Here is a 19,131-nt window from a genome sequence, read left to right as displayed (position 1 = left end):
TTCATATTGAATAAAAAGATCGTACTCGCATACTCAGGTGGATTAGATACATCGGTGGCCATTCCGTGGCTGAAAGGACAAGGCTACGACGTCGTCGCAGTTTGCCTGGATATCGGAGAAGGCAAGGATTTGGATTTCATTAAACAAAAAGCGCTTCAGGTTGGAGCGGTTGAAAGCTATATGATCGACGCAAGAGACGAATTTGCGGATGAATATGCATTGATTTCATTGCAGGCGCACACTTTATATGAAGGCAAGTATCCATTGGTATCTGCATTGTCGCGTCCGTTGATTTCGAAAAAATTGGTTGAAATTGCAGAAGCGACCGGTTCAACTGCTGTGGCACACGGCTGCACAGGTAAAGGCAATGACCAGGTCCGTTTTGAAGTTTCCATCAAATCTTTGAACCCGAACCTAGAAGTGGTTGCGCCAGTACGTGCCTGGGCTTGGTCACGTGACGAAGAAATTGCTTATGCAAAAGAGCATAATATCCCGATTCCTGTCAATTTGGACAGCCCATTCTCTATCGACCAAAACTTATGGGGCCGTGCAAACGAATGTGGCGTCTTGGAAGATCCATGGGCTACACCGCCAGAAGAGGCTTATGACATCACAGCTTCACTTGAAAACACTCCGGATACGGCGGATATTGTCGAAATCGAATTCGTCAACGGTGTTCCGACTCAATTGAATGGTATTTCGTACTCATTCTCTAAATTGATCCTTGAATTGAATGAAATTGCCGGCAAACACGGTGTGGGAAGAATTGACCACATTGAAAACAGACTGGTTGGCATCAAATCACGTGAAGTCTACGAAGCTCCTGCAGCAATGACGTTGATTGCAGCGCATAAAGAACTTGAAGATATTACCTTAGTAAAAGAAATGGCCCATTTCAAGCCGGTCATCGAAAAGAAATTGACTGAATTGATCTATGAAGGCCTTTGGTTCTCGCCATTGCGTGTTGCTTTGGAAGCTTTCCTGAAAGAAACACAGGCTTTCGTCAATGGGACGGTCCGCGTAAAACTGTTTAAAGGCCACGCCATCATCGAAGGCCGTAAGTCGCCAAACTCCCTATACAGCGAGCAATTGGCCACTTACTCTACAGATGATACATTCAATCATGCTTCTGCAGTCGGCTTTATCGAATTATGGGGCCTTCCAACAGTCGTCAACTCAATGGTCAACAAGAAAGAGGTCCTGGTTCCTGAAGACTTGAAAGAGAAGGTGAAAGCATGACCAAACTGTGGGGCGGCCGTTTTCAAAAATCGGCCGAACAGTGGGTCGATGAGTTCGGCGCTTCAATTTCCTACGATCAAAAGCTGGTAATGGAGGATTTGGAAGGCAGCACAGCGCATGTAAAAATGCTGGCGGCCTGCCAGATTCTTTCTGAAGAAGATGGAGCGTTGATCCTATCCGGGCTTGAGACGCTGAAACAAAAAGCGCAGGACGGCGATTTGGAATTCAGTGTCTCCAATGAAGACATCCACTTAAACTTAGAAAAGCATTTAATCGATGAAATCGGTCCTGTCGGCGGAAAGCTGCACACGGCAAGAAGCCGGAATGACCAAGTGGCGACCGATATGCACCTTTATTTGAAAAATCGCGTCCAGGAGATCATTGAAGCCATCACGGCTTTCCAGGATGCTATCGTGACACAGGCGGAAGCACATGTGGAAACGATTGTTCCAGGCTATACGCATCTTCAACGTGCCCAGCCGATTTCATTCGGCCATCACTTGATGACGTATTTCTGGATGCTGCAGCGCGACAAGGAGCGATTGACGGAATCGGTGAAACGCATCGATATCTCCCCGCTTGGAGCGGGAGCGATGTCGGGTACGACCTTCCCGATCGACCGCGAAATGTCAGCTGAGCTGCTGGGCTTTTCAAACGTTTACCAAAACAGTTTGGATGCTGTCAGCGACCGTGATTTCATCCTGGAATTTCTCAGCAATTCGTCTATGCTGATGATGCACCTGTCGCGTTTTGCCGAAGAGATCATTCTTTGGTCAAGCGAAGAGTTCCGTTTCATCGAATTGGATGATACTTTCTCCACGGGATCCAGCATTATGCCGCAGAAGAAAAATCCGGATATGGCGGAACTGATCCGCGGCAAGACCGGACGTGTCTACGGCAACCTGTTCGGCTTGCTGACAACATTGAAAGGCCTTCCGCTTGCCTATAACAAGGACATGCAGGAAGACAAGGAAGGCATGTTCGATACGGTCCATACGTTAATGGGTTCATTGCCGATTTTCGAAGGCATGATCCGTACCATGACGGTCCGCACGGATTCCATGGAAAAAGCCGTGCATTCAGACTTTTCGAATGCGACGGAATTGGCGGATTATCTGGCTACCAAAGGCATGCCATTCCGCGAAGCGCATGATGTGACAGGAAAGCTGGTTTTCACCTGCATCCAGCGCGGTTATTTCCTGAAAGACTTACCGCTCGCTGATCTCCAGAAAGCGAGTCCACTGATCGATGAAGACATTTACAATACGCTGATGCCGAGAACTGCAGTAGAGCGAAGAAACTCACTGGGCGGCACAGGTTTTGAACAAGTACATCATCAATTGGGACTTGCCAAGCAACTCATCGGGTAAAGAGTCCATTTTCTATAAAGCCGTCAGCGGTTGGTACCCGCTAATGGTCAATAAAAGCCAATTTTCCTCTTCCCCTATGGAAAATTGGCTTTTATTTTTTTGTCTTTTTTTGGAAATGCATGCGCGGCGTTGATTCTGAGTTTTACCTATGGAGCTGCTTCAGCCGCAAGACTGATTTATTTTACAAATTGAAATATCCTCTTTCCAATAGTTGGCAGGTTTTGATAAAATAAATGGAGATGAATCGGACTCGCCAGCACAAGAAAAATAAATTTAGTATTTTATCACTCTTATGTAAAATACGAAGAGTATGACGGCAAAAACTTAAAACAGCAAGGGGTAAGATGGAATGCGTGTATTTTGGGAGTTGGGCTGGTTTTTCAAGGAACGGAAAAAGCATTACGCCATGGGGATCTTTTTATTGCTCATTGTGGCATTTTTAGGGGTTTTGCCTCCGCGCATCATCGGGTTTGTGGTCGACCGCATCAACCAGGGGACTCTGACGCCAGCATATCTGCTGCAATGGCTGGCAATTCTGGCCGGAGCGGCTTTGGCGATGTATGCCCTCAGGTACATGTGGCGGCTGCTGATTTTCGGTTCGTCCATTATTTTGGCGCGGAATCTGAGAGAGCGGTTGTTTCAGCATTTCACCCAAATGTCTCCGGCTTTCTATCAAAAACGGCGTGTCGGTGATTTAATGGCACATGCGACCAATGATCTTCAGGCGGTTCAGCAAACGGCTGGGGTAGGTGTGTTGACTTTGGTGGATTCGATTGCGACAGGCGGCTTTGTCATCGCAGCCATGGCCATCACCATCGATTGGAAATTGACTTTGATTGTACTGTTGCCGATGCCCTTGATGGCCTATCTGACCAATTACTACGGGAAATTGATGCATCAGCGGTTTCATGGAGCACAACTGGCTTTTTCGGGACTGAACGACAAGACGCAGGAAAGCATTTCGGGAATGAAGGTCATCAAGACGTTCGGCCAGGAAGAGCAAGATATTGAAGATTTCACAAAGCTTTCAGAACGTGTGGTCGACGAAAATATCCGGGTGGCGCGCGTCGATTCGCTGTTTGATCCGACGATTTCCGCAATCATCGGCATCTGCTATTTCCTGACCATCAGCTTTGGTTCTTATTTTGTGGTGAACGGTGATATGTCCATCGGCGATCTGGTCGCTTTTACTGCCTATCTCGGCCTTTTGGTTTGGCCGATGCTGGCGTTCGGCTGGCTCTTCAATATCGTGGAACGCGGTCGGGCTTCCTATGACCGCATCCGTGCGCTGTTGGCGGAACCGATCGACATCGATGACCGTGAAGATGCCATCGATGAGGATCCGGCTGGTGACCTGATCTTTTCGTTGAAGCAATTCAAATTTACAGGCGATGACCGGGCTGCGCTTGGGAATGTTCATTTTACGCTCAGGCGGGGTGAAACATTGGGCATTGCCGGCAAGACGGGTTCTGGAAAATCAGCCATTCTTCGTTTGCTGCTGCGCGAGTTCGAAAACTATGAAGGGTCCATTGTATTTGGGGGCCATTCCATCGATGCTTATAAAAAGCAGCGTTTGCGGCAGGCAATCGGCTATGTGCCTCAGGATCACTTTTTATTTTCAACAAGCATTGCCGGCAATATCGCCTTTGCACGGCCGGATGCCCAAATGCATGAAGTCGAGAAGGCGGCTGCACTGGCACATATCCACGAAGACATCAGCAACTTTACTGAAGGCTATGCCACGGTTGTCGGAGAACGCGGCGTTTCTTTGTCCGGAGGCCAGAAGCAGCGGATTTCGATTGCGCGGGCATTGATGACAGATCCTGAATTGCTGATTTTGGATGATTCTCTGTCTGCAGTGGATGCCAAGACGGAAGAAGCCATACTGAAATCATTGAAACAGACGCGGACAGGGAAATCCACCATCATCACCTCGCACCGGTTGAGTGCCATCCAGCATGCACATCAGATACTGGTGATGGATGAGGGGACAGTTGCAGAGATCGGTTCGCACGAAGAACTGATGCGGAAAAAAGGACGTTATTACGAAATGTATGAGCTGCAGCAATTGGAAGCGCTTGTCGAACAGGGAGGCGAGGTGTAATGCTGGCCAAAGAAACAGAAAAACAACAAGAACTGACCGGCCGGGATCAATGGATCGTCTTCAAGCGCCTGTTGAAATACTTGGCACCGCATAAAAAAATGCTGGCAGTGGCCATGGGACTATTGGTTTTGACCGTACTCGGGGATGTACTGGGGCCATTGATCATAAAAATTTTCATCGATGATTACCTGACTCCAGGAACCTTTCCGACCGGGCCGATTGTTGGATTAGCAGCAGCGTACTTGTTCATTCAAGCTTCCAATGTCATCATCAGTTATTTTCAGATGCTGAAGTTCCAGGTAGCTGCATTGAAGATCATCCAACAGCTGCGGATCGATGTTTTTACAAAAGTGCACGGACTCGGCATGCGTTATTTTGATAAGACCCCTGCAGGAGGCATCGTGTCGCGAGTCACCAATGACACTGAAGCGATCAAGGAAATGTTCGTCACCGTACTGATCGGCTTTATCCAAAGTGCATTCCTGATTGTCGGCGTCTACATCGCCATGTTTTTCCTCAATGCCCAGCTGGCGCTTATCACATTGGTTCTGCTGCCGATTCTTGGGTGGATCATCTATATTTACCGCAAATACAGCTCAGCATTTTACCAGGATCTGCGGGAACGCCTGGGACAGCTGAATGCAAAATTATCCGAATCGGTCCAAGGGATGGGCATGATCCAGGCTTTCGGCCAGGAAACACGCCTTAAGGATGAGTTCAATGAAATCAATAATAAGCATTGGCAGGCGGGCAAACGCAATATCAAAATCGACGGCCTGCTGTTGCGTCCGGCAATCGATCTTGTCTATGCATCGGCGCTGATCATGTTGCTGAGCTATTTCGGCATCACTTCGTTTTCGAATACCGTGGAAGTCGGCGTCATTTATGCATTCGTCACTTATATCGACCGCTTTTTTGAACCGATCAATCAAGTGATGCAGCGGCTGTCGATATTTCAACAGGCCATTGTCGCCGCATCACGCGTTTTCCTGCTATTGGATGAACTGGAGAAAACACCAAGGCAGGAAGAAGCGGCGGGAGGGATCAAAGAAGGGAAAATCGAGTTCCGGGATGTCAGTTTTTCCTATGACGGGCATGCCGAAGTCTTGAAGAATATATCCTTTACGGCTTTGCCGGGACAGACTGTCGCACTTGTTGGCCACACTGGAAGCGGAAAAAGTTCCATCATCAACTTATTGATGCGCTTCTATGAATTCAATAAAGGCGAAATCTTGATAGATGACATTTCAGTGAAACAATATCGAACTGCCGAATTGCGCAGGAAAATGGGATTGGTGCTGCAGGATCCATTTCTGTTTTATGGAACGATTGAAAGCAATATCCGGCTTTACGATCAGTCGATTGCAGAATCGGAAGTCCGGAAAGCGGCGGAATTTGTCCAAGCAAACCGTTTCATCGAAGCTTTGCCGGAGGGCTACAGTCAGAAAGTCACTGAGCGGGGATCAACTTTCTCAAGTGGAGAGCGCCAATTGGTGGCATTCGCTCGGACGATGGCGACTGATCCGAAGATTTTGGTGCTCGATGAGGCAACGGCGAACATCGACACAGAAACGGAAGTGGCGATTCAGGGGAGCCTCGAACGCATGCGGCGCGGACGGACAACCATTGCGATTGCGCATAGGCTCAGCACGATTCAAGATGCGGAACTGATCCTTGTGCTGCATCAGGGCGAGATCGTCGAGCGCGGGACGCATCAACAATTGCTTCAGCAGCGCGGGTTATATCATAAAATGTATCTTTTGCAAAACAGCATTGTGGAGTAGAAAAACTGGACGGCTGGAGCCGTTCAGTTTTTTTTGCAGGAAATGAACGTTGAAAATGAGTAAGATGCTTGTTTTTTACTTACTATGTAGTAAACTACAAAAGGTTTTTCTCAAAAACCCAAAACCGCCGACAAGAAAAATTCACTACTATTGAAAGGAGTAAAGAAAATTTTTATTCAATGCGAGATTTTTGAAGAAGTCCGCTAAACAGGACGATTATCTTGAGGTAAAAAAGGATTATGAAGCGGCAGAAAGCAGGTGTTCGCGAATCCAAACAGTTCTGCAATCAACTGGCCGTTTTGTCCACAAAGATTTCACAGGCACAGAGGCAGTGTTTCCCTTATAAATTTGGTAAGATGGGAGGAGTACAGGAAGGAGAATTACCAGTGGCATCTGATATCAATCTATTTTTAGCCTTTGGAGCAGGCTTTTTAAGTTTTATTTCGCCATGTACATTGCCTTTGTATCCCGCATTTTTATCTTATATAACTGGCATGACCATGGATGAGATTAAAAACGATAAAAAAATCATGCAACGGCGAGGCATGTTCCATACACTATTTTTCTTATTAGGATTTTCAACCATATTCATTGCGCTCGGTTTCAGCACATCGTTCTTTTATGAGTGGTTTATCCGCTATGATGAATTGATCCGCCAAGTAGGCGCGATTTTTATCGTCCTATTCGGATTGATGATAGTCGGGGTCTTTTCACCGAAATTACTCATGAGGGACCGTAAGTTTTCATTTAAAAACCGTCCGTCCGGCTTTTTTGGGACATTCGTGATCGGTTTGGCGTTCGCAGCTGGTTGGACACCGTGTACAGGCCCAATCACTGCTGCTATCTATGCTCTTGCTGCAACGAATCCGGGGTCTGGTGTCTGGTACATGTTGGCATACGTACTCGGTTTCGCTATCCCATTTTTTGTTCTGTCATTCTTCGTGACACGCATGGGATGGCTGCGCAAGCATCACGGGATTATCATGAAAATTGGCGGCTATGTTATGATTGGAGTCGGCATCCTGTTGTTTTTTGACGGCATGACCTATTTAATCCGTGTCCTGAGCCCAGTCTTTGGTGATTTCCAAGGATTTTAAAATGACAGTAAGCAGGTGACAAAGATGGAAACCATTCTAAAAGTAGAAGAATACCAATCTAAAATTGGTCAAGAGCAGTCGTTTCTGCTTTTTGTAAAAACAGATCATTGTTCAGTCTGTGAAGGTTTGCGTCCCCAGGTCGAAGCATTTGAAAATGACTATAAACTGCCATTCTACTTGGTCAATGCGGCCCAGGTGCCGGAACTGGCAGGGCAGCTGATGCTGTTCACGGCTCCTGTGGTTCTGCTGTTTCGACAAGGCAAGGAAATCCATCGATTTGCCCGGTTTGTGCCGATCGAAGAGCTGCGCCGCAGATTGGATGAGTTGGAGGAGAGTTTAGATGCTTGATCAAATCCCCACCGAAATCTATTTGATCATTTCAACCGTTGGTGCTTTGGCAATGGGATTGCTGGCAATGTTCGTTCGTTCAAAATCAGCCAAAAACCCGGCATCGGCCAAGAAAATCATCCTTCCTCCGTTCTTTATGTCAACCGGTGCGTTGATGTTTATCTTTCCATTTTTCCGTGTTGCGCCTTTGCAGATCTTTGAAGCCCTGGCAGTCGGCATCCTTTTTTCAACTATATTGATCTGGACCTCCAAGTTTGAAGTTCGTGATGGTGATATTTATCTGAAGCAATCGAAAGCATTCGTCTTTATCCTGTTCGGGCTGTTGCTGATCCGCGTACTCGGAAAAGTGGTTTTAAGTTCGAGCATCGATATTGGTGAACTGGCAGGCATGTTCTGGATCCTGGCATTCGGAATGCTTTGGCCATGGCGGATTTCCATGCTGTGGCAATACAAGAAAATCGCAGCAAAGGATAAAAGCGCTATTCCCACTTAAGGGAATGGCGCTTTTTATTGTTCGAAATATTGTTCGTATGGACGGACATCAATTTCCATCTCGGCCAGTTTTTTTCTCAAGAATTTATGATCGCGTTTTGGCGTCGCGAGAATATAGCCGCGGATGATGTGTTCCAGCTTCATCTTTTTGACTCCTTCTTCAAGCATGACCTGCCCAATCCTGCCAGCAATTTTCTGCTTTGCCACTGGACGGAATAAATCAGGAACCGGCTGCACCAACTCATTCAACATCGCTTTTTCTTCATCACCCCATAAATGAATGGTTTGGTCGACGTAATATTCTTCCCAGTTCAAATCTGAAAGGCCATCTTCCTTCGGCATGGACTTTAGAAACTTCCTGAACATGAAATATCCTCCAATTGCGAAAAGCCCCACCAGCACGACTACCCAAAATAGGATAAACCATAAAAACCAGCCACTTAGTTCCATATTGTTTCACCTCATTTTTCCATTACTTCTATTATAGAAGGCTTTGAAAAGAAATTCATTAAAAATGTATCTCTTTTTTTCAGTTATGTCTATATAGCGAATGAAAGGAGGTGAGAAACATGGCCTTTAGTGATTTTAAGAACGCCAGCATCCGCTGCACGTACGACAATGGGTTGGATGCCAATGGCAAAGTCAAACGCAAGTTCAAATCGTACCACAACGTCAAAGAAGCAGCAGCTGCAGAAGGAATCTTCGAAACAGCAGCAGTATTGACGGACTTCGGAACCAAGACATTAATGGATGTTGAGAAACAATCCGCAATGACGATTTATCAGTAATCAGCATAAGGGGGAATAAGGAATGGCAAAAACATTGGAATTGATCTTTGCGACCACTGCAGGAAAAGAAGTCACTTTGACCGTGGACGAGCCGCGTAGCAATGTTACAGATGCGGAATTGCTGGCAGGAATGCAGGCAATCATCTCACAGGATGTTTTCGAAGTTGAAGGTTCTTCACTCGGAACGGTAAAAGGTGCGCGAATTGTCGAACGGAATATTGTGGAGTACGAAGTATAAGCAAGAAGCTCTCCTGATTCGGGGGAGCTTTTTTTGTTAGAAAGGAGTGGAAACTATGGAAGAGTGGATGCAATGGGTTCAGGAACTCGGCTTCCCCATTTTTGTATCTTTTTATTTGATGCATCGTGTGGAAACGAAATTGGTCGCCATTCATGACGCATTGATTACATTGAAACTGTCCTGACTTCACAAAATCGTGACAATGGCGGTGGAACATGTATTGTGCCGATTCTACACTTTCGCTATGATTAGAAGGATGAAAGAGTGGAGGCGATTTTTTGCGATTTATTTTTTTGTCAGTTTTGCTGAGCCTGGCTCTATTGTTATCGGCATGCGGCAGTTCTGCAATAGAGGATTTTTCCTACACCGATCACCGGGGAGAACCGGTTTCTTTGGAGGATTTGAACGGTACACCTTGGCTGGCCACTTTTGTTTTCACAAATTGTGAAACGGTTTGTCCACCGATGACATTCAATTTAAGTGGAATTCAGGAAGAGCTGGAAGCAGAAGGTTTGCTGGATTATAAGATAGTGGCGTTCAGCGTAGACCCGGGGGTAGATACACCGGAAACGATGCAGGAATATTTAGCCCAGTATTCGGTGCCTGATGAATCCAAATGGCATTTGCTTACAGGGTATACGCAACCTGAGATAGCCGAGTTTGCGAAAGATAATTTCAGCTCTTTTGTACGGGATGATCCTGAAAGCGACCAAGTCATACATGGCACAAGTTTTTACCTGGTGGATCAAGAGGGGGTTGTCGTCAATAATTACGACGGCTTCGAAAATGTGCCAGTGGAAGACATTAAGAACGACTTACGCGAATTACTGGAAAAAAAGTAAAAAACCGGTCATAGACCGGTTTTTTCTTTGCCCAAAAGATCTCTGATTTCGAGAAGGATTTCCTGGGTTTTGTCCAGTACTTCCGGCTCTTCGTCGGCAGGGATGTCTTTTTTGCGTTTTAGCTTGGTGAAAATACGGATAACCATGAAGATTGAAAAGGCAATGATGAAAAAATCGATAATCGATTGAATAAATAATCCGTAATTCAAGACCACGTCATTGAACGTATAGCTCCAGTTTTCAACGCTGACTCCGCCGACCAATATTCCGACCAGCGGCATAATGATATCTTCCACCAATGAAGAAACCACTTTACCAAAAGCGGCGCCAATTATGACTGCTATGGCTAGGTCAAGGACATTTCCTTTTAAGGCGAATTTCTTAAAGTCTTCCCACATAACATTCACCTCCTATTATTAATTGTCAATCATAGCACAAGAATACTAATAATCCAGCTGAATATTGATTGTTTATATGACAGCATTCTTTTTGGGAAAAGGCAATAGAAGAGAGTTTATGCTACACTGAAAAAAATGAATAAATAGGTGTGGGAAAATGAAAAAGAAAAAATTGCCAATTAGATGGAAGCGGAAAATCGGTTGCCTCATCCTGTTCATTCCAGCGGCGATTGTCGCGCTGACAATCGGTATCCTCACTTTTACGATGATTAATTCCGCTTCGGTGTTTGACGCCATAAAAAAAGCACCCAGCCACTTAGTGGAGTTGGAAGTTCCTGACGAGTATATTCCGCTTTATAAAGAAGCAGCAGATGCCTACAGCATTCCCTGGACATTGCTGGCTGCCCATCACCGGATCGAAACAAGATTTTCCAGGATGGATCCATTGCTGTCTCCAGTTGGGGCAGAAGGGCATCTTCAGTTTATGCCTTGTACATTTGTCGGCTGGAGCCACCCGACTTGTTCGGGCAAAGGACAAGGAGAAATCAGTGAAGAGGACAAGACAAGCCTTGATGTGATTGCTTATTACGGTGGATACGGAGTTGATGGCAATGGAGACGGCATTGCAGATCCCTATAATTTAACGGATGCCTTGTACAGTGCAGCTAATTATTTGTCGCACAACGGTGCCGCTGAAGGCGATTTGGAAAGTGCAGTTTACCAGTACAACCACAGCGAAGAGTATGTTGCCGATGTGCTTCATTATTACCGTCTATATGAAGAGGAATATAATTAAATGCAAATAAAAAAAGAGTGGACGATGTCCACTCTTTTTTTTGTTAGGCTCTACGGCCTTTTCTCATAGATCCCATAATCAGGCTAAGAACGAATACGAAGATCAAAGCACCGATCAATGCTGGGATGATTGCTACGTCCCAAATAACAGGACCTAAATCTCCAAGAATTAATCCACCTAACCAGGCACCAACGATACCCGCGATGATGTTACCGATAATGCCGCCTGGAACATCCTTGCCTAAAATCATTCCTGCGATCCAACCGATGATACCACCCATAATAAGATACAAAATAAAACCCATTTTTTCCAGCTCCTTTAGAGTAATGTATAATTGCTACACTCTAGATATAACCGGATTCAGGACATTTGAAACATAAAAAGGCAAAAAGATTATAAAATATTTGCGCCCAAGGTTGTGGCGAAGTGGCGCAAAGCCCACTCATGGCCCTCTTGATCAAAGCTGGCGACGCCCTTTTCATGGATGAAAATTTCAAATCCTTCATTATAGGCATCAACAGCTGTATGCAGCACACAGATATCCGTGCAGACCCCTACGATGTGGATTTCTTCAATCCTCCGTTCCCGCAAAAGCAGTTCTAAATTGGTTCCGGCAAATGCACTGTATCTTGTTTTGTCCATCCAAATGATTTGATCCTGATGCTTTTTATAGATGTCTGCAAGGCGGCCATATAAGTTTCGGCCGGCAGTTCCTCTTATATTATGGGGTGGAAAAAGTTTTGCTTCCGGATGAAAAGAATTATTCTCTTCATGCAGATCGACTGGCATGATCACCAATTCCTCATCAGCAAGAAACTCTTCCGTCAAGGTACAAATCTTCTCTTCAATGGCCTGTCCAGGCTTTCCGCATGTCAGTGCACCATCGTCCGCAACAAAATCCACCGTGTAATCGACAACCAATAACGCTTTTTTCATACCATTCACTCCAATCCAATCCTTTTTCTTGATTATAAACCTAAATCAAAAATTATCGTAAGTAAAAATCCTTGCTACAGGCAATTGTTTTCAGTATAATCAGACTATTAAAGAAAGAAGGGGTGGTCCTGATGCAATACGAAAACATTGAAAAGCTAGACCGGCAAGCAACGATCTTTGTTATTATCCATACTTTGCTCATTTTCAATTTTGCTTTGGATTTCGGTTTTTTCATATGACCGGAAACCAAAAAACAGCCTATCCCTTTTTTATCGGGATAGGCTGTTTTAATGTGTCCCTCTTTTCAGGCGAACCAAGGAGTCTTTGAGGATCCGTGATGCCGAATCGAGTGAGACACCCAGTATTTCCTGAATTTCTTCCAGGTTTTTATGCTCAACAGAATAAAGGTAATGAACATAAGCGAAACGGATATCACCCGAGCGCATCGGCATGCCGACAAAAGAGGAAAGTGCTTCCGTGTAATCAGACAGCGATCCCATCTGGAACATGGTGTATTCGTTTTTTACTTTGGATGACAGCAAATACGGCGTGCCGCGGAAAATGGCACGTTCAATTCCATCAAGCATGACAGGGATCTCTTTTCCCGAAAAGTCCAGACGGCATTGATAGCCATCTTTCTTTTCAACGGCCAAAGCCAGTTTCCCATCGCGGTCATCAAAATTATCCACATCGATGGCCACCATATCGCGCAGGCGAAGTCCGCGCAAATAAAGGATATAAAGAATCTTGGCATTCAATGATAATTGGACGGCTTCGAGTACGGCATCTTTCTTCTTCAGAAGGTCTTCGTAGTCTAAATAGATATCGGAAGGCGTCAAATCAAGTTTTTCGCTGAATTTAAATTTGGGCATGAAATCGTTCGGAATGCGCCCGATCTGCCACATATAATCAAACCATCTTCTGATGTAAATCAGTTTTCGGTTCAAGGTGCTGTCTTTAATGCCGGATGCATGCTGATCCTGCAGAAATTGTTGGATATCGGAAGGGCGGATATCATGCGGTTCCACCGGTTTTTTATAGGTATGCCGAAGAAAGGCGAAGAGCGAGCGGATCAATTGGACTTCATGGACTACTGTGTTCGGGCTAATGCCGTTGTCCAGCCTAAATTTCTCATAACCGTAAGGCATCATTCGTCACCTCTTCTAAGGGATTTCCTTAAATTATACCATTATTACCGGAAAATAGAACGTATTTTCCCTTGTCCATAAGGAAAGTGAAACTTGGCAGATGGGGTCTGCGGGAAAGCCGTGGGCAAAAGACAGGATGCCATCCCGTTCATGTATATAATTCTGACTGAATAGGGTATGTTAATAGGGATAGGCAATTAAACGGAATGAAGGTGGAAATCAAGATGTTTAAAGAAGACAACGCAAAAATCAGAAACCAAATACTTCAAGCAGTAGAAGGCATGACTGATGAAAAGCTGAACCAAAAGCCGTCGGCCGAAGAATGGTCGCCGATTCAAATTCTAGACCATCTTCAACTAATGGAGAACACAATTGCAAAAGGAATTTCCCATGAGCTAACGAAAGAAGGGGGCCACAAAGCGCTGAAAAAGCCGATCGGGTTGACAGTCAGCCGTTCATTCAAGGTGAAGGCACCGAAACATGTGGTGCCGACTGATGAATTCGTTACACTCGAAGAAATGAAAGAACGTTTGAATGCCTCACATAATTTCCTGTACGAAGTATTTGGAAGCGCAACTCCTGAACAACTAGAACAAAAATCGATGGATCATCCGGTGTTTGGAAAAGTGCCGCTGATTCAGTGGTTTCCGTTTGTGGGGCTGCATGAAAAGCGCCATTTCAAGCAGTTGGAGAAGACATTAAGTAAACTCGATTGATTCTGGGAATAGTCATTCGAAAAACTTATCACAATGTATAATTTTAATGTAATTTACTTATGCTCCCACTTTCGGTATGATGGAAGAGGAGAAAAGCGCTGTCACGGGCCTTTTCATAAGATTCAAAGGAGGAACACACACATGGCAAAGAGCAGTTTGCACAACAGCCGCACTTCTTTTGAGCTAAATGGCAAAACGTATAACTATTATCGTTTAGCTGCATTAGAAGAAGCAGGAGTCGCTAAAGTATCACGCCTCCCTTATTCGATTAAAGTTCTATTGGAATCCGTATTGCGTCAGCACGACGGGTATGTAATCAAAGACGAGCACGTTGAAGAATTAGCAAAATGGGGCAAAGATGCCAACAAAGAAGCAGAAGTTCCATTCAAGCCTTCACGCGTTATCCTTCAGGATTTCACTGGCGTACCAGTAGTCGTCGATTTGGCTGCACTACGTTCAGCAATGGCTGAAATGGGTGGAGACCCGAACAAAATCAACCCTGAAATTCCAGTGGATCTTGTAATTGACCACTCTGTACAGGTTGATTATTACGGCACAGAAGATGCACTTCGCATCAACATGGAGCTTGAGTTCGACCGCAATGCTGAGCGTTACCAGTTCCTTAGCTGGGCTCAAAAAGCTTATGACAACTACCGTGCGGTTCCACCTGCAACGGGTATTGTTCACCAAGTTAACCTTGAGTACTTGGCAAACGTTGTCCATGCAGTCGAAAACACAGACGGCACGTTCGAAACCTTCCCTGACACATTAGTCGGAACAGATTCACATACGACGATGATCAACGGAATCGGTGTTCTTGGATGGGGCGTTGGCGGTATCGAAGCTGAAGCTGGCATGCTTGGACAGCCTTCTTACTTCCCAATTCCGGAAGTTATTGGCGTTAAAATGACCGGTGAACTTCCAAACGGTGCAACTGCAACCGATTTGGCGTTAAAAGTAACACAAACATTGCGTAAAAAAGGCGTAGTTGGTAAATTTGTTGAGTTCTTCGGCCCTGGCGTTACAACATTGCCGCTTGCTGACCGCGCAACGATTGCCAACATGGCTCCAGAATACGGCGCAACTTGCGGATTCTTCCCAGTTGACGAAGAAGCACTTGACTACATGCGTTTGACTGCACGTGATGCAGACCAAATCGCTGTCACTAAAAAGTATTTGCAGGAAAACGATATGTTCTTCACTGTTGAAAACGAAGATCCGATCTACACAGACCTTGTGGAAATCGACCTTTCTGAAATCGAACCAAACCTTGCAGGACCGAAACGTCCACAGGATTTGATTCCTTTGTCTCAAATGAAACCTGAGTTCAACAAAGCTGTAACTGGCGAAGAAGGACCACACGGTTTTGCACTTGATGCAGCTGAAATTGCGAAATCAGCAACGGTTAACTTCAAAGACGGCAGAACTGCTGAAATGAAGACTGGTGCCTTGGCGATTGCAGCAATTACATCGTGTACAAACACTTCTAACCCATACGTAATGCTTGGTGCTGGATTAGTAGCGAAAAAAGCAGTTGAAAAAGGATTGACTCCACCTGCTTACGTGAAAACTTCATTGGCTCCAGGATCTAAAGTTGTTACAGGTTACTTGAACGATGCTGGTTTGTTGGATTACATGAACCAAATCGGTTTTAACCTTGTCGGCTACGGCTGTACAACATGTATCGGCAACTCGGGTCCATTGCTTCCTGAAATCGAAGAAGCGATTCTGGATAACGATTTGCTGGTTTCATCTGTATTGTCAGGTAACCGTAACTTTGAAGGACGTATCCACCCGCTTGTAAAAGCCAACTACTTGGCATCTCCAATGCTGGTTGTTGCTTATGCACTTGCTGGTACAGTGGATATCGACTTTGCAACTGAGCCGATCGGCACAGACAAAGAAGGCAAAGACGTCTTCTTCAAAGATATCTGGCCTTCAACTGAAGAAATCAAAAAAGTCGTTAAAGACACAGTCACTCCAGAATTGTTCCGCAAAGAGTACGAGCATGTATTCAACGAGAACGAAGCTTGGAACGCGATTGAAACAAACGACGATTCGTTGTATGAATTTGATGCAACATCAACGTATATCCAAAACCCGCCGTTCTTTGAAGGTCTTTCAAAAGAGCCGGCTCCGATTCAAGCGTTATCTGGCCTTCGTGTCGTTGCGAAATTCGCAGATTCCATCACGACTGACCACATTTCACCAGCTGGTGCCATCGGCAAAGATACGCCAGCCGGACTATACCTTCGTGAAAACGGCGTAGAGCCACGTAACTTCAACTCTTACGGATCTCGCCGCGGTAACCACGAAGTCATGATGCGCGGAACTTTCGCCAACATCCGTATCCGTAACCAGGTAGCTCCAGGAACAACTGGCGGTTACACAACTTACTGGCCAACTGGCGAAACAATGGCAATTTATGACGCTGCCATGAAATATCAGGAACAAGGCACAGGACTTGTTGTCTTGACTGGTAAAGATTACGGCATGGGCTCTTCACGTGACTGGGCTGCTAAAGGAACATTCCTTCTAGGCATCAAAACAGTCATCGCTGAAAGCTATGAGCGTATTCACCGTTCAAACCTTGTGATGATGGGCGTTCTGCCATTGCAGTTCGTTAACGGCGAAAGCGCTGATTCTCTTGGATTGACTGGCCACGAAACCATCAGCGTCAACTTGACTGATGACGTGAAGCCACGCGACGTCCTTACTGTTACAGCTACTGCTGAAAACGGTAAAGTGACTGAGTTCCAAGTCTTGGCACGTTTCGATTCCGAAGTGGAAGTGGATTATTTCCGCCACGGCGGCATCCTGCAAATGGTGCTCCGCAACAAATTGCTAGAAGTATAAGAACCATATGAAAAGGCTGCCGGAGAATTCTCCGGCAGCCTTTTTTGTTATATAAAGAAGAAATATCTTGTATACTGGTAAAGAGAAACTTCAATCAGTGGGGTTCATCCCCACTGATTGTTAGTTGATCCAATCGGACTTTTACGGTCAGTGGATCTCCCGCTTGTAGAAGCGGGAGTCTTACTGCCCGTTAAAGCGGGATAAAGAGGTGAAATGGACATGTACATAAGCGAAAAAGAAATAGAAATCCGTTACGCGGAAACCGATCAGATGGGTGTTGTTTATCATGCCAATTACATCATTTGGCTGGAAATCGGGCGGACCAAGTTGATTGAGGACCTGGGATTCACATATGCAGGCATGGAGAAGGACGGTTATTTGTCTCCGGTGACCGACATCTCCATTCAATACAAAGCGGCTATGCGGTATGGGCAAAAAGCCTATGTTCGGACATGGGTGGAGGAACATGGACGCCTGCGCACCAAATACGGCTACGAAATCGTCCATGAAGACGGGACAGTCGCCGCAAACGCAACATCCGAACACGTTGTCGTCAAAAAAGAAACATTCCGCCCGGTCTCCATCAAAAAAATCTATCCGGAATGGCATGAGAAATACGAAGAAATCAAAAGGCAGGCTGCTGATGGCGTTCGGAATTAAGCGGGATGAACTGGAACGCTGGAAACAGGGAGTCAATAAGGGCCAGATTTCATTTTTAACCCATTACTGGGTGGATGACCGTTTTCCAGGATGCAGCACGGTCACTAAGGTCGGCTGCTGTGACCTGGAGAAGCTGGAATCCTGGGGCAGGCAGTATGGTTTGCAGCGTGAGTGGATGGATTTGCGGGGAAATTACCCGCATTTTGATTTGTTCGGAGATCGCCAAAAGGCCATTCTGCAGCGCGAAGGCCAATTGGAGCAACTGAATAAACTGCAAAATAAAAAAGCATGAATAGCTCATGCTTTTTTATTTTGTATATGAATAATCAAGTTCGTGCAAGTCATCATTAACGCTGACCTGTAGATTATGCCCATCAAAATACCAGACATCGGTTTGTTCAATAAAATAGGTGACTTGGTCCTGTTCTACTTGGACAGCCATCTCATGCGGATGATCTTTGGTTACGCCCAACGAAAACCCGGGCTGCAGCTTGCTGGAACCGCCATAGCGGACGAAAAAGCGAACTGCTTCTCCAGGCGCAACTTCCATCTCTTCCTTAAACCAGTCCAATGCGTCTTCACTGATGTTAATCTGCATATCACACGTCCTTCCACTGGGATTACCAGTTGATTTTCGGCTCTGTACCCGCGCGGATGCGGGAAATATTGGCGCGATGACGGAAAATGATGAAAAAAGCCAGAATGTAGATGACAACCATAAATAGGTAATCTCCTGTAATGAGTGCATAAATGGTGGTGTAGATGATGGCTACCACCGCCAAGATGATTGATGATAAAGAGACCATTTTGGTGATTTTCAGTGCAATCAGCAGTACAGCGACCGCCATGACGAACAGGGGCCATTGATAGCCGAGCAGAATACCGCCTGAAGTAGCCACTGCTTTGCCGCCTTTAAATTTGGCGAACACCGGATAAATATGGCCGATGACCGCGATGACGCCGAATGCCAAGGGATGGATATCGGTTGCGATGTAAAGGGGGATCAGTGTTGCAGCCGTACCTTTCAGAATATCCAGCAGGGTCACCGCAATTCCGGCTTTTTTGCCGAGTGTCCGGAAAGTGTTGGTGGCACCCAAATTCCCGCTTCCTTTGGTCCGGATGTCGGTGTTGTAGAATAATTTCCCGACCCATAAGGCAGACGGAATCGAGCCGAGCAGGTAAGCTAATAGAATGGGAAACAGTATAGTCATCATGAACTCCTTTAACACAACCTTATTTTGTAGTTCCAGTTTACCATGACTGAAGATCTTTGAACAATAGACGGGAGATTATTCAACAGGCAGGACGAATTCGTGTAT

General features: G+C 45.6%; 23 protein-coding genes. 16 read left to right on the top strand and 7 right to left on the bottom strand.

The genetic code is table 11. The annotated features are described in order from the left end of the window. Nucleotides 1-3: 3 nt before the first annotated feature. From AC1MEO_RS04395 to AC1MEO_RS04365, 7 genes are all read left to right on the top strand, one after another. Nucleotides 4-1,239, top strand: coding sequence for an argininosuccinate synthase (locus AC1MEO_RS04395; protein ID WP_480336024.1), 1,236 nt, complete (start codon nucleotides 4-6; stop codon nucleotides 1,237-1,239). Then, nucleotides 1,236-2,609: an argininosuccinate lyase gene (argH, locus tag AC1MEO_RS04390; protein ID WP_480334590.1), complete on the top strand. Its 1,374-nt coding sequence runs from the start codon at nucleotides 1,236-1,238 to the stop codon at nucleotides 2,607-2,609. Before AC1MEO_RS04395 ends, argH begins: the two co-directional genes overlap by 4 nt. A 349-nt stretch (nucleotides 2,610-2,958) precedes the next feature. Next, the gene (locus tag AC1MEO_RS04385) at nucleotides 2,959-4,713 is read left to right on the top strand and encodes an ABC transporter transmembrane domain-containing protein (RefSeq protein WP_480334589.1); all 1,755 of its coding nucleotides are present in this window, start codon (nucleotides 2,959-2,961) and stop codon (nucleotides 4,711-4,713) included. Then, nucleotides 4,713-6,497, top strand: coding sequence for an ABC transporter ATP-binding protein (locus AC1MEO_RS04380; protein ID WP_480334587.1), 1,785 nt, complete (start codon nucleotides 4,713-4,715; stop codon nucleotides 6,495-6,497). Before AC1MEO_RS04385 ends, AC1MEO_RS04380 begins: the two co-directional genes overlap by 1 nt. A 386-nt stretch (nucleotides 6,498-6,883) precedes the next feature. Further along, complete coding sequence (locus AC1MEO_RS04375; RefSeq protein WP_480334585.1) at nucleotides 6,884-7,594, top strand: cytochrome c biogenesis CcdA family protein; 711 nt, start codon at nucleotides 6,884-6,886, stop codon at nucleotides 7,592-7,594. 24 nt (nucleotides 7,595-7,618) lie between these two features. Further along, nucleotides 7,619-7,942 carry a thioredoxin family protein gene (locus AC1MEO_RS04370; RefSeq protein ID WP_480334584.1) on the top strand — a complete coding sequence of 108 codons (324 nt, stop codon included), beginning with the start codon at nucleotides 7,619-7,621 and terminating at the stop codon, nucleotides 7,940-7,942. Then, nucleotides 7,935-8,435, top strand: coding sequence for a CcdC family protein (locus AC1MEO_RS04365; protein WP_480334583.1), 501 nt, complete (start codon nucleotides 7,935-7,937; stop codon nucleotides 8,433-8,435). The genes AC1MEO_RS04370 and AC1MEO_RS04365 overlap by 8 nt, the downstream gene beginning before the upstream one ends. Nucleotides 8,436-8,449: 14 nt before the next feature. Here the strand turns inward: AC1MEO_RS04365 and AC1MEO_RS04360 are convergent, their stop codons facing one another. Continuing rightward, entirely contained in the window at nucleotides 8,450-8,884 is a 435-nt protein-coding gene (locus AC1MEO_RS04360; protein ID WP_480334582.1) for a DUF2621 domain-containing protein, read from the bottom strand. Between the two features lie 119 nt (nucleotides 8,885-9,003). Here AC1MEO_RS04360 and AC1MEO_RS04355 point away from each other — a divergent pair, with 119 nt between their 5' ends. From AC1MEO_RS04355 to AC1MEO_RS04340, 4 genes are all read left to right on the top strand, one after another. Further along, nucleotides 9,004-9,222: a DUF1659 domain-containing protein gene (locus AC1MEO_RS04355; protein WP_480334580.1), complete on the top strand. Its 219-nt coding sequence runs from the start codon at nucleotides 9,004-9,006 to the stop codon at nucleotides 9,220-9,222. A 22-nt stretch (nucleotides 9,223-9,244) separates the two neighbouring features. Then, on the top strand, nucleotides 9,245-9,460 hold the full coding sequence (locus tag AC1MEO_RS04350; RefSeq protein WP_480334579.1) for a DUF2922 domain-containing protein: 216 nt from the start codon (nucleotides 9,245-9,247) through the stop codon (nucleotides 9,458-9,460). Between the two features lie 55 nt (nucleotides 9,461-9,515). Continuing rightward, nucleotides 9,516-9,644, top strand: a complete 129-nt coding sequence (locus AC1MEO_RS04345) for a YvrJ family protein (protein WP_215101739.1) — start codon at nucleotides 9,516-9,518, stop codon at nucleotides 9,642-9,644. A gap of 94 nt (nucleotides 9,645-9,738) precedes the next feature. After that, nucleotides 9,739-10,302, top strand: a complete 564-nt coding sequence (locus tag AC1MEO_RS04340) for an SCO family protein (RefSeq protein ID WP_480334577.1) — start codon at nucleotides 9,739-9,741, stop codon at nucleotides 10,300-10,302. Between the two features lie 8 nt (nucleotides 10,303-10,310). On the opposite strand, the gene mscL is transcribed toward AC1MEO_RS04340, so the two are convergent. Further along, nucleotides 10,311-10,700 (bottom strand): large conductance mechanosensitive channel protein MscL, encoded by a 390-nt coding sequence (gene mscL / locus AC1MEO_RS04335; protein WP_480334576.1) that lies wholly within the window; start codon nucleotides 10,698-10,700, stop codon nucleotides 10,311-10,313. Between the two features lie 157 nt (nucleotides 10,701-10,857). Here mscL and AC1MEO_RS04330 point away from each other — a divergent pair, with 157 nt between their 5' ends. Continuing rightward, nucleotides 10,858-11,496: a lytic transglycosylase domain-containing protein gene (locus tag AC1MEO_RS04330; RefSeq protein WP_480334574.1), complete on the top strand. Its 639-nt coding sequence runs from the start codon at nucleotides 10,858-10,860 to the stop codon at nucleotides 11,494-11,496. Between the two features lie 43 nt (nucleotides 11,497-11,539). On the opposite strand, the gene AC1MEO_RS04325 is transcribed toward AC1MEO_RS04330, so the two are convergent. The 3 genes from AC1MEO_RS04325 to AC1MEO_RS04315 form a co-directional block, all read right to left on the bottom strand. Then, nucleotides 11,540-11,800, bottom strand: a complete 261-nt coding sequence (locus AC1MEO_RS04325) for a GlsB/YeaQ/YmgE family stress response membrane protein (protein ID WP_480334573.1) — start codon at nucleotides 11,798-11,800, stop codon at nucleotides 11,540-11,542. Nucleotides 11,801-11,889: 89 nt separating this feature from the next. Further along, complete coding sequence (locus AC1MEO_RS04320; protein WP_480334572.1) at nucleotides 11,890-12,432, bottom strand: cysteine hydrolase family protein; 543 nt, start codon at nucleotides 12,430-12,432, stop codon at nucleotides 11,890-11,892. Between the two features lie 287 nt (nucleotides 12,433-12,719). Then, nucleotides 12,720-13,583, bottom strand: coding sequence for a site-specific integrase (locus AC1MEO_RS04315; protein ID WP_480334571.1), 864 nt, complete (start codon nucleotides 13,581-13,583; stop codon nucleotides 12,720-12,722). Nucleotides 13,584-13,804: 221 nt separating this feature from the next. On the opposite strand from AC1MEO_RS04315, the gene AC1MEO_RS04310 reads away from it, so the two are divergent. The 4 genes from AC1MEO_RS04310 to AC1MEO_RS04295 all read left to right on the top strand — a co-directional run bounded on the left by AC1MEO_RS04310 (nucleotide 13,805) and on the right by AC1MEO_RS04295 (nucleotide 18,104). Then, nucleotides 13,805-14,296 (top strand): DinB family protein, encoded by a 492-nt coding sequence (locus tag AC1MEO_RS04310; protein ID WP_480334569.1) that lies wholly within the window; start codon nucleotides 13,805-13,807, stop codon nucleotides 14,294-14,296. Nucleotides 14,297-14,437: 141 nt separating this feature from the next. Continuing rightward, nucleotides 14,438-17,152, top strand: coding sequence for an aconitate hydratase AcnA (gene acnA, locus AC1MEO_RS04305; RefSeq protein ID WP_480334568.1), 2,715 nt, complete (start codon nucleotides 14,438-14,440; stop codon nucleotides 17,150-17,152). Between the two features lie 219 nt (nucleotides 17,153-17,371). Continuing rightward, a complete protein-coding gene (locus AC1MEO_RS04300; RefSeq protein WP_480336022.1) occupies nucleotides 17,372-17,812 on the top strand; it encodes an acyl-CoA thioesterase in 441 nt (146 codons plus the stop codon). Further along, a complete protein-coding gene (locus AC1MEO_RS04295; protein WP_480334567.1) occupies nucleotides 17,796-18,104 on the top strand; it encodes a hypothetical protein in 309 nt (102 codons plus the stop codon). Before AC1MEO_RS04300 ends, AC1MEO_RS04295 begins: the two co-directional genes overlap by 17 nt. A gap of 15 nt (nucleotides 18,105-18,119) precedes the next feature. On the opposite strand, the gene AC1MEO_RS04290 is transcribed toward AC1MEO_RS04295, so the two are convergent. Both AC1MEO_RS04290 and plsY read right to left on the bottom strand, forming a co-directional pair. Further along, nucleotides 18,120-18,410: a HesB/YadR/YfhF family protein gene (locus AC1MEO_RS04290; protein ID WP_480334565.1), complete on the bottom strand. Its 291-nt coding sequence runs from the start codon at nucleotides 18,408-18,410 to the stop codon at nucleotides 18,120-18,122. Between the two features lie 22 nt (nucleotides 18,411-18,432). Continuing rightward, nucleotides 18,433-19,023: a glycerol-3-phosphate 1-O-acyltransferase PlsY gene (gene plsY, locus AC1MEO_RS04285; RefSeq protein WP_480334563.1), complete on the bottom strand. Its 591-nt coding sequence runs from the start codon at nucleotides 19,021-19,023 to the stop codon at nucleotides 18,433-18,435. Nucleotides 19,024-19,131: the final 108 nt, after the last annotated feature.

The organism is Planococcus sp. BI3 (assembly GCF_056680115.1).
The sequence above is the reverse complement of the archived record's forward strand: the minus strand, read 5'-3'. Positions and strand labels throughout refer to the sequence as shown.

Coding starts and splice junctions, on each gene's coding strand:
- AC1MEO_RS04385 (WP_480334589.1), top strand. CDS start 2,959: ATGCGTGTATTTTGGGAGTTGGGCTGGTTTTTCAAGGAACGGAAAAAG.
- plsY (WP_480334563.1), bottom strand. CDS start 19,023: ATGACTATACTGTTTCCCATTCTATTAGCTTACCTGCTCGGCTCGATT.
- AC1MEO_RS04370 (WP_480334584.1), top strand. CDS start 7,619: ATGGAAACCATTCTAAAAGTAGAAGAATACCAATCTAAAATTGGTCAA.
- AC1MEO_RS04345 (WP_215101739.1), top strand. CDS start 9,516: ATGGAAGAGTGGATGCAATGGGTTCAGGAACTCGGCTTCCCCATTTTT.
- AC1MEO_RS04380 (WP_480334587.1), top strand. CDS start 4,713: ATGCTGGCCAAAGAAACAGAAAAACAACAAGAACTGACCGGCCGGGAT.
- argH (WP_480334590.1), top strand. CDS start 1,236: ATGACCAAACTGTGGGGCGGCCGTTTTCAAAAATCGGCCGAACAGTGG.
- AC1MEO_RS04315 (WP_480334571.1), bottom strand. CDS start 13,583: ATGATGCCTTACGGTTATGAGAAATTTAGGCTGGACAACGGCATTAGC.
- AC1MEO_RS04365 (WP_480334583.1), top strand. CDS start 7,935: ATGCTTGATCAAATCCCCACCGAAATCTATTTGATCATTTCAACCGTT.
- AC1MEO_RS04355 (WP_480334580.1), top strand. CDS start 9,004: ATGGCCTTTAGTGATTTTAAGAACGCCAGCATCCGCTGCACGTACGAC.
- AC1MEO_RS04290 (WP_480334565.1), bottom strand. CDS start 18,410: ATGCAGATTAACATCAGTGAAGACGCATTGGACTGGTTTAAGGAAGAG.
- AC1MEO_RS04295 (WP_480334567.1), top strand. CDS start 17,796: ATGGCGTTCGGAATTAAGCGGGATGAACTGGAACGCTGGAAACAGGGA.
- AC1MEO_RS04300 (WP_480336022.1), top strand. CDS start 17,372: ATGTACATAAGCGAAAAAGAAATAGAAATCCGTTACGCGGAAACCGAT.
- AC1MEO_RS04320 (WP_480334572.1), bottom strand. CDS start 12,432: ATGAAAAAAGCGTTATTGGTTGTCGATTACACGGTGGATTTTGTTGCG.
- acnA (WP_480334568.1), top strand. CDS start 14,438: ATGGCAAAGAGCAGTTTGCACAACAGCCGCACTTCTTTTGAGCTAAAT.
- AC1MEO_RS04310 (WP_480334569.1), top strand. CDS start 13,805: ATGTTTAAAGAAGACAACGCAAAAATCAGAAACCAAATACTTCAAGCA.
- AC1MEO_RS04325 (WP_480334573.1), bottom strand. CDS start 11,800: ATGGGTTTTATTTTGTATCTTATTATGGGTGGTATCATCGGTTGGATC.
- AC1MEO_RS04350 (WP_480334579.1), top strand. CDS start 9,245: ATGGCAAAAACATTGGAATTGATCTTTGCGACCACTGCAGGAAAAGAA.
- AC1MEO_RS04360 (WP_480334582.1), bottom strand. CDS start 8,884: ATGGAACTAAGTGGCTGGTTTTTATGGTTTATCCTATTTTGGGTAGTC.
- mscL (WP_480334576.1), bottom strand. CDS start 10,700: ATGTGGGAAGACTTTAAGAAATTCGCCTTAAAAGGAAATGTCCTTGAC.
- AC1MEO_RS04330 (WP_480334574.1), top strand. CDS start 10,858: ATGAAAAAGAAAAAATTGCCAATTAGATGGAAGCGGAAAATCGGTTGC.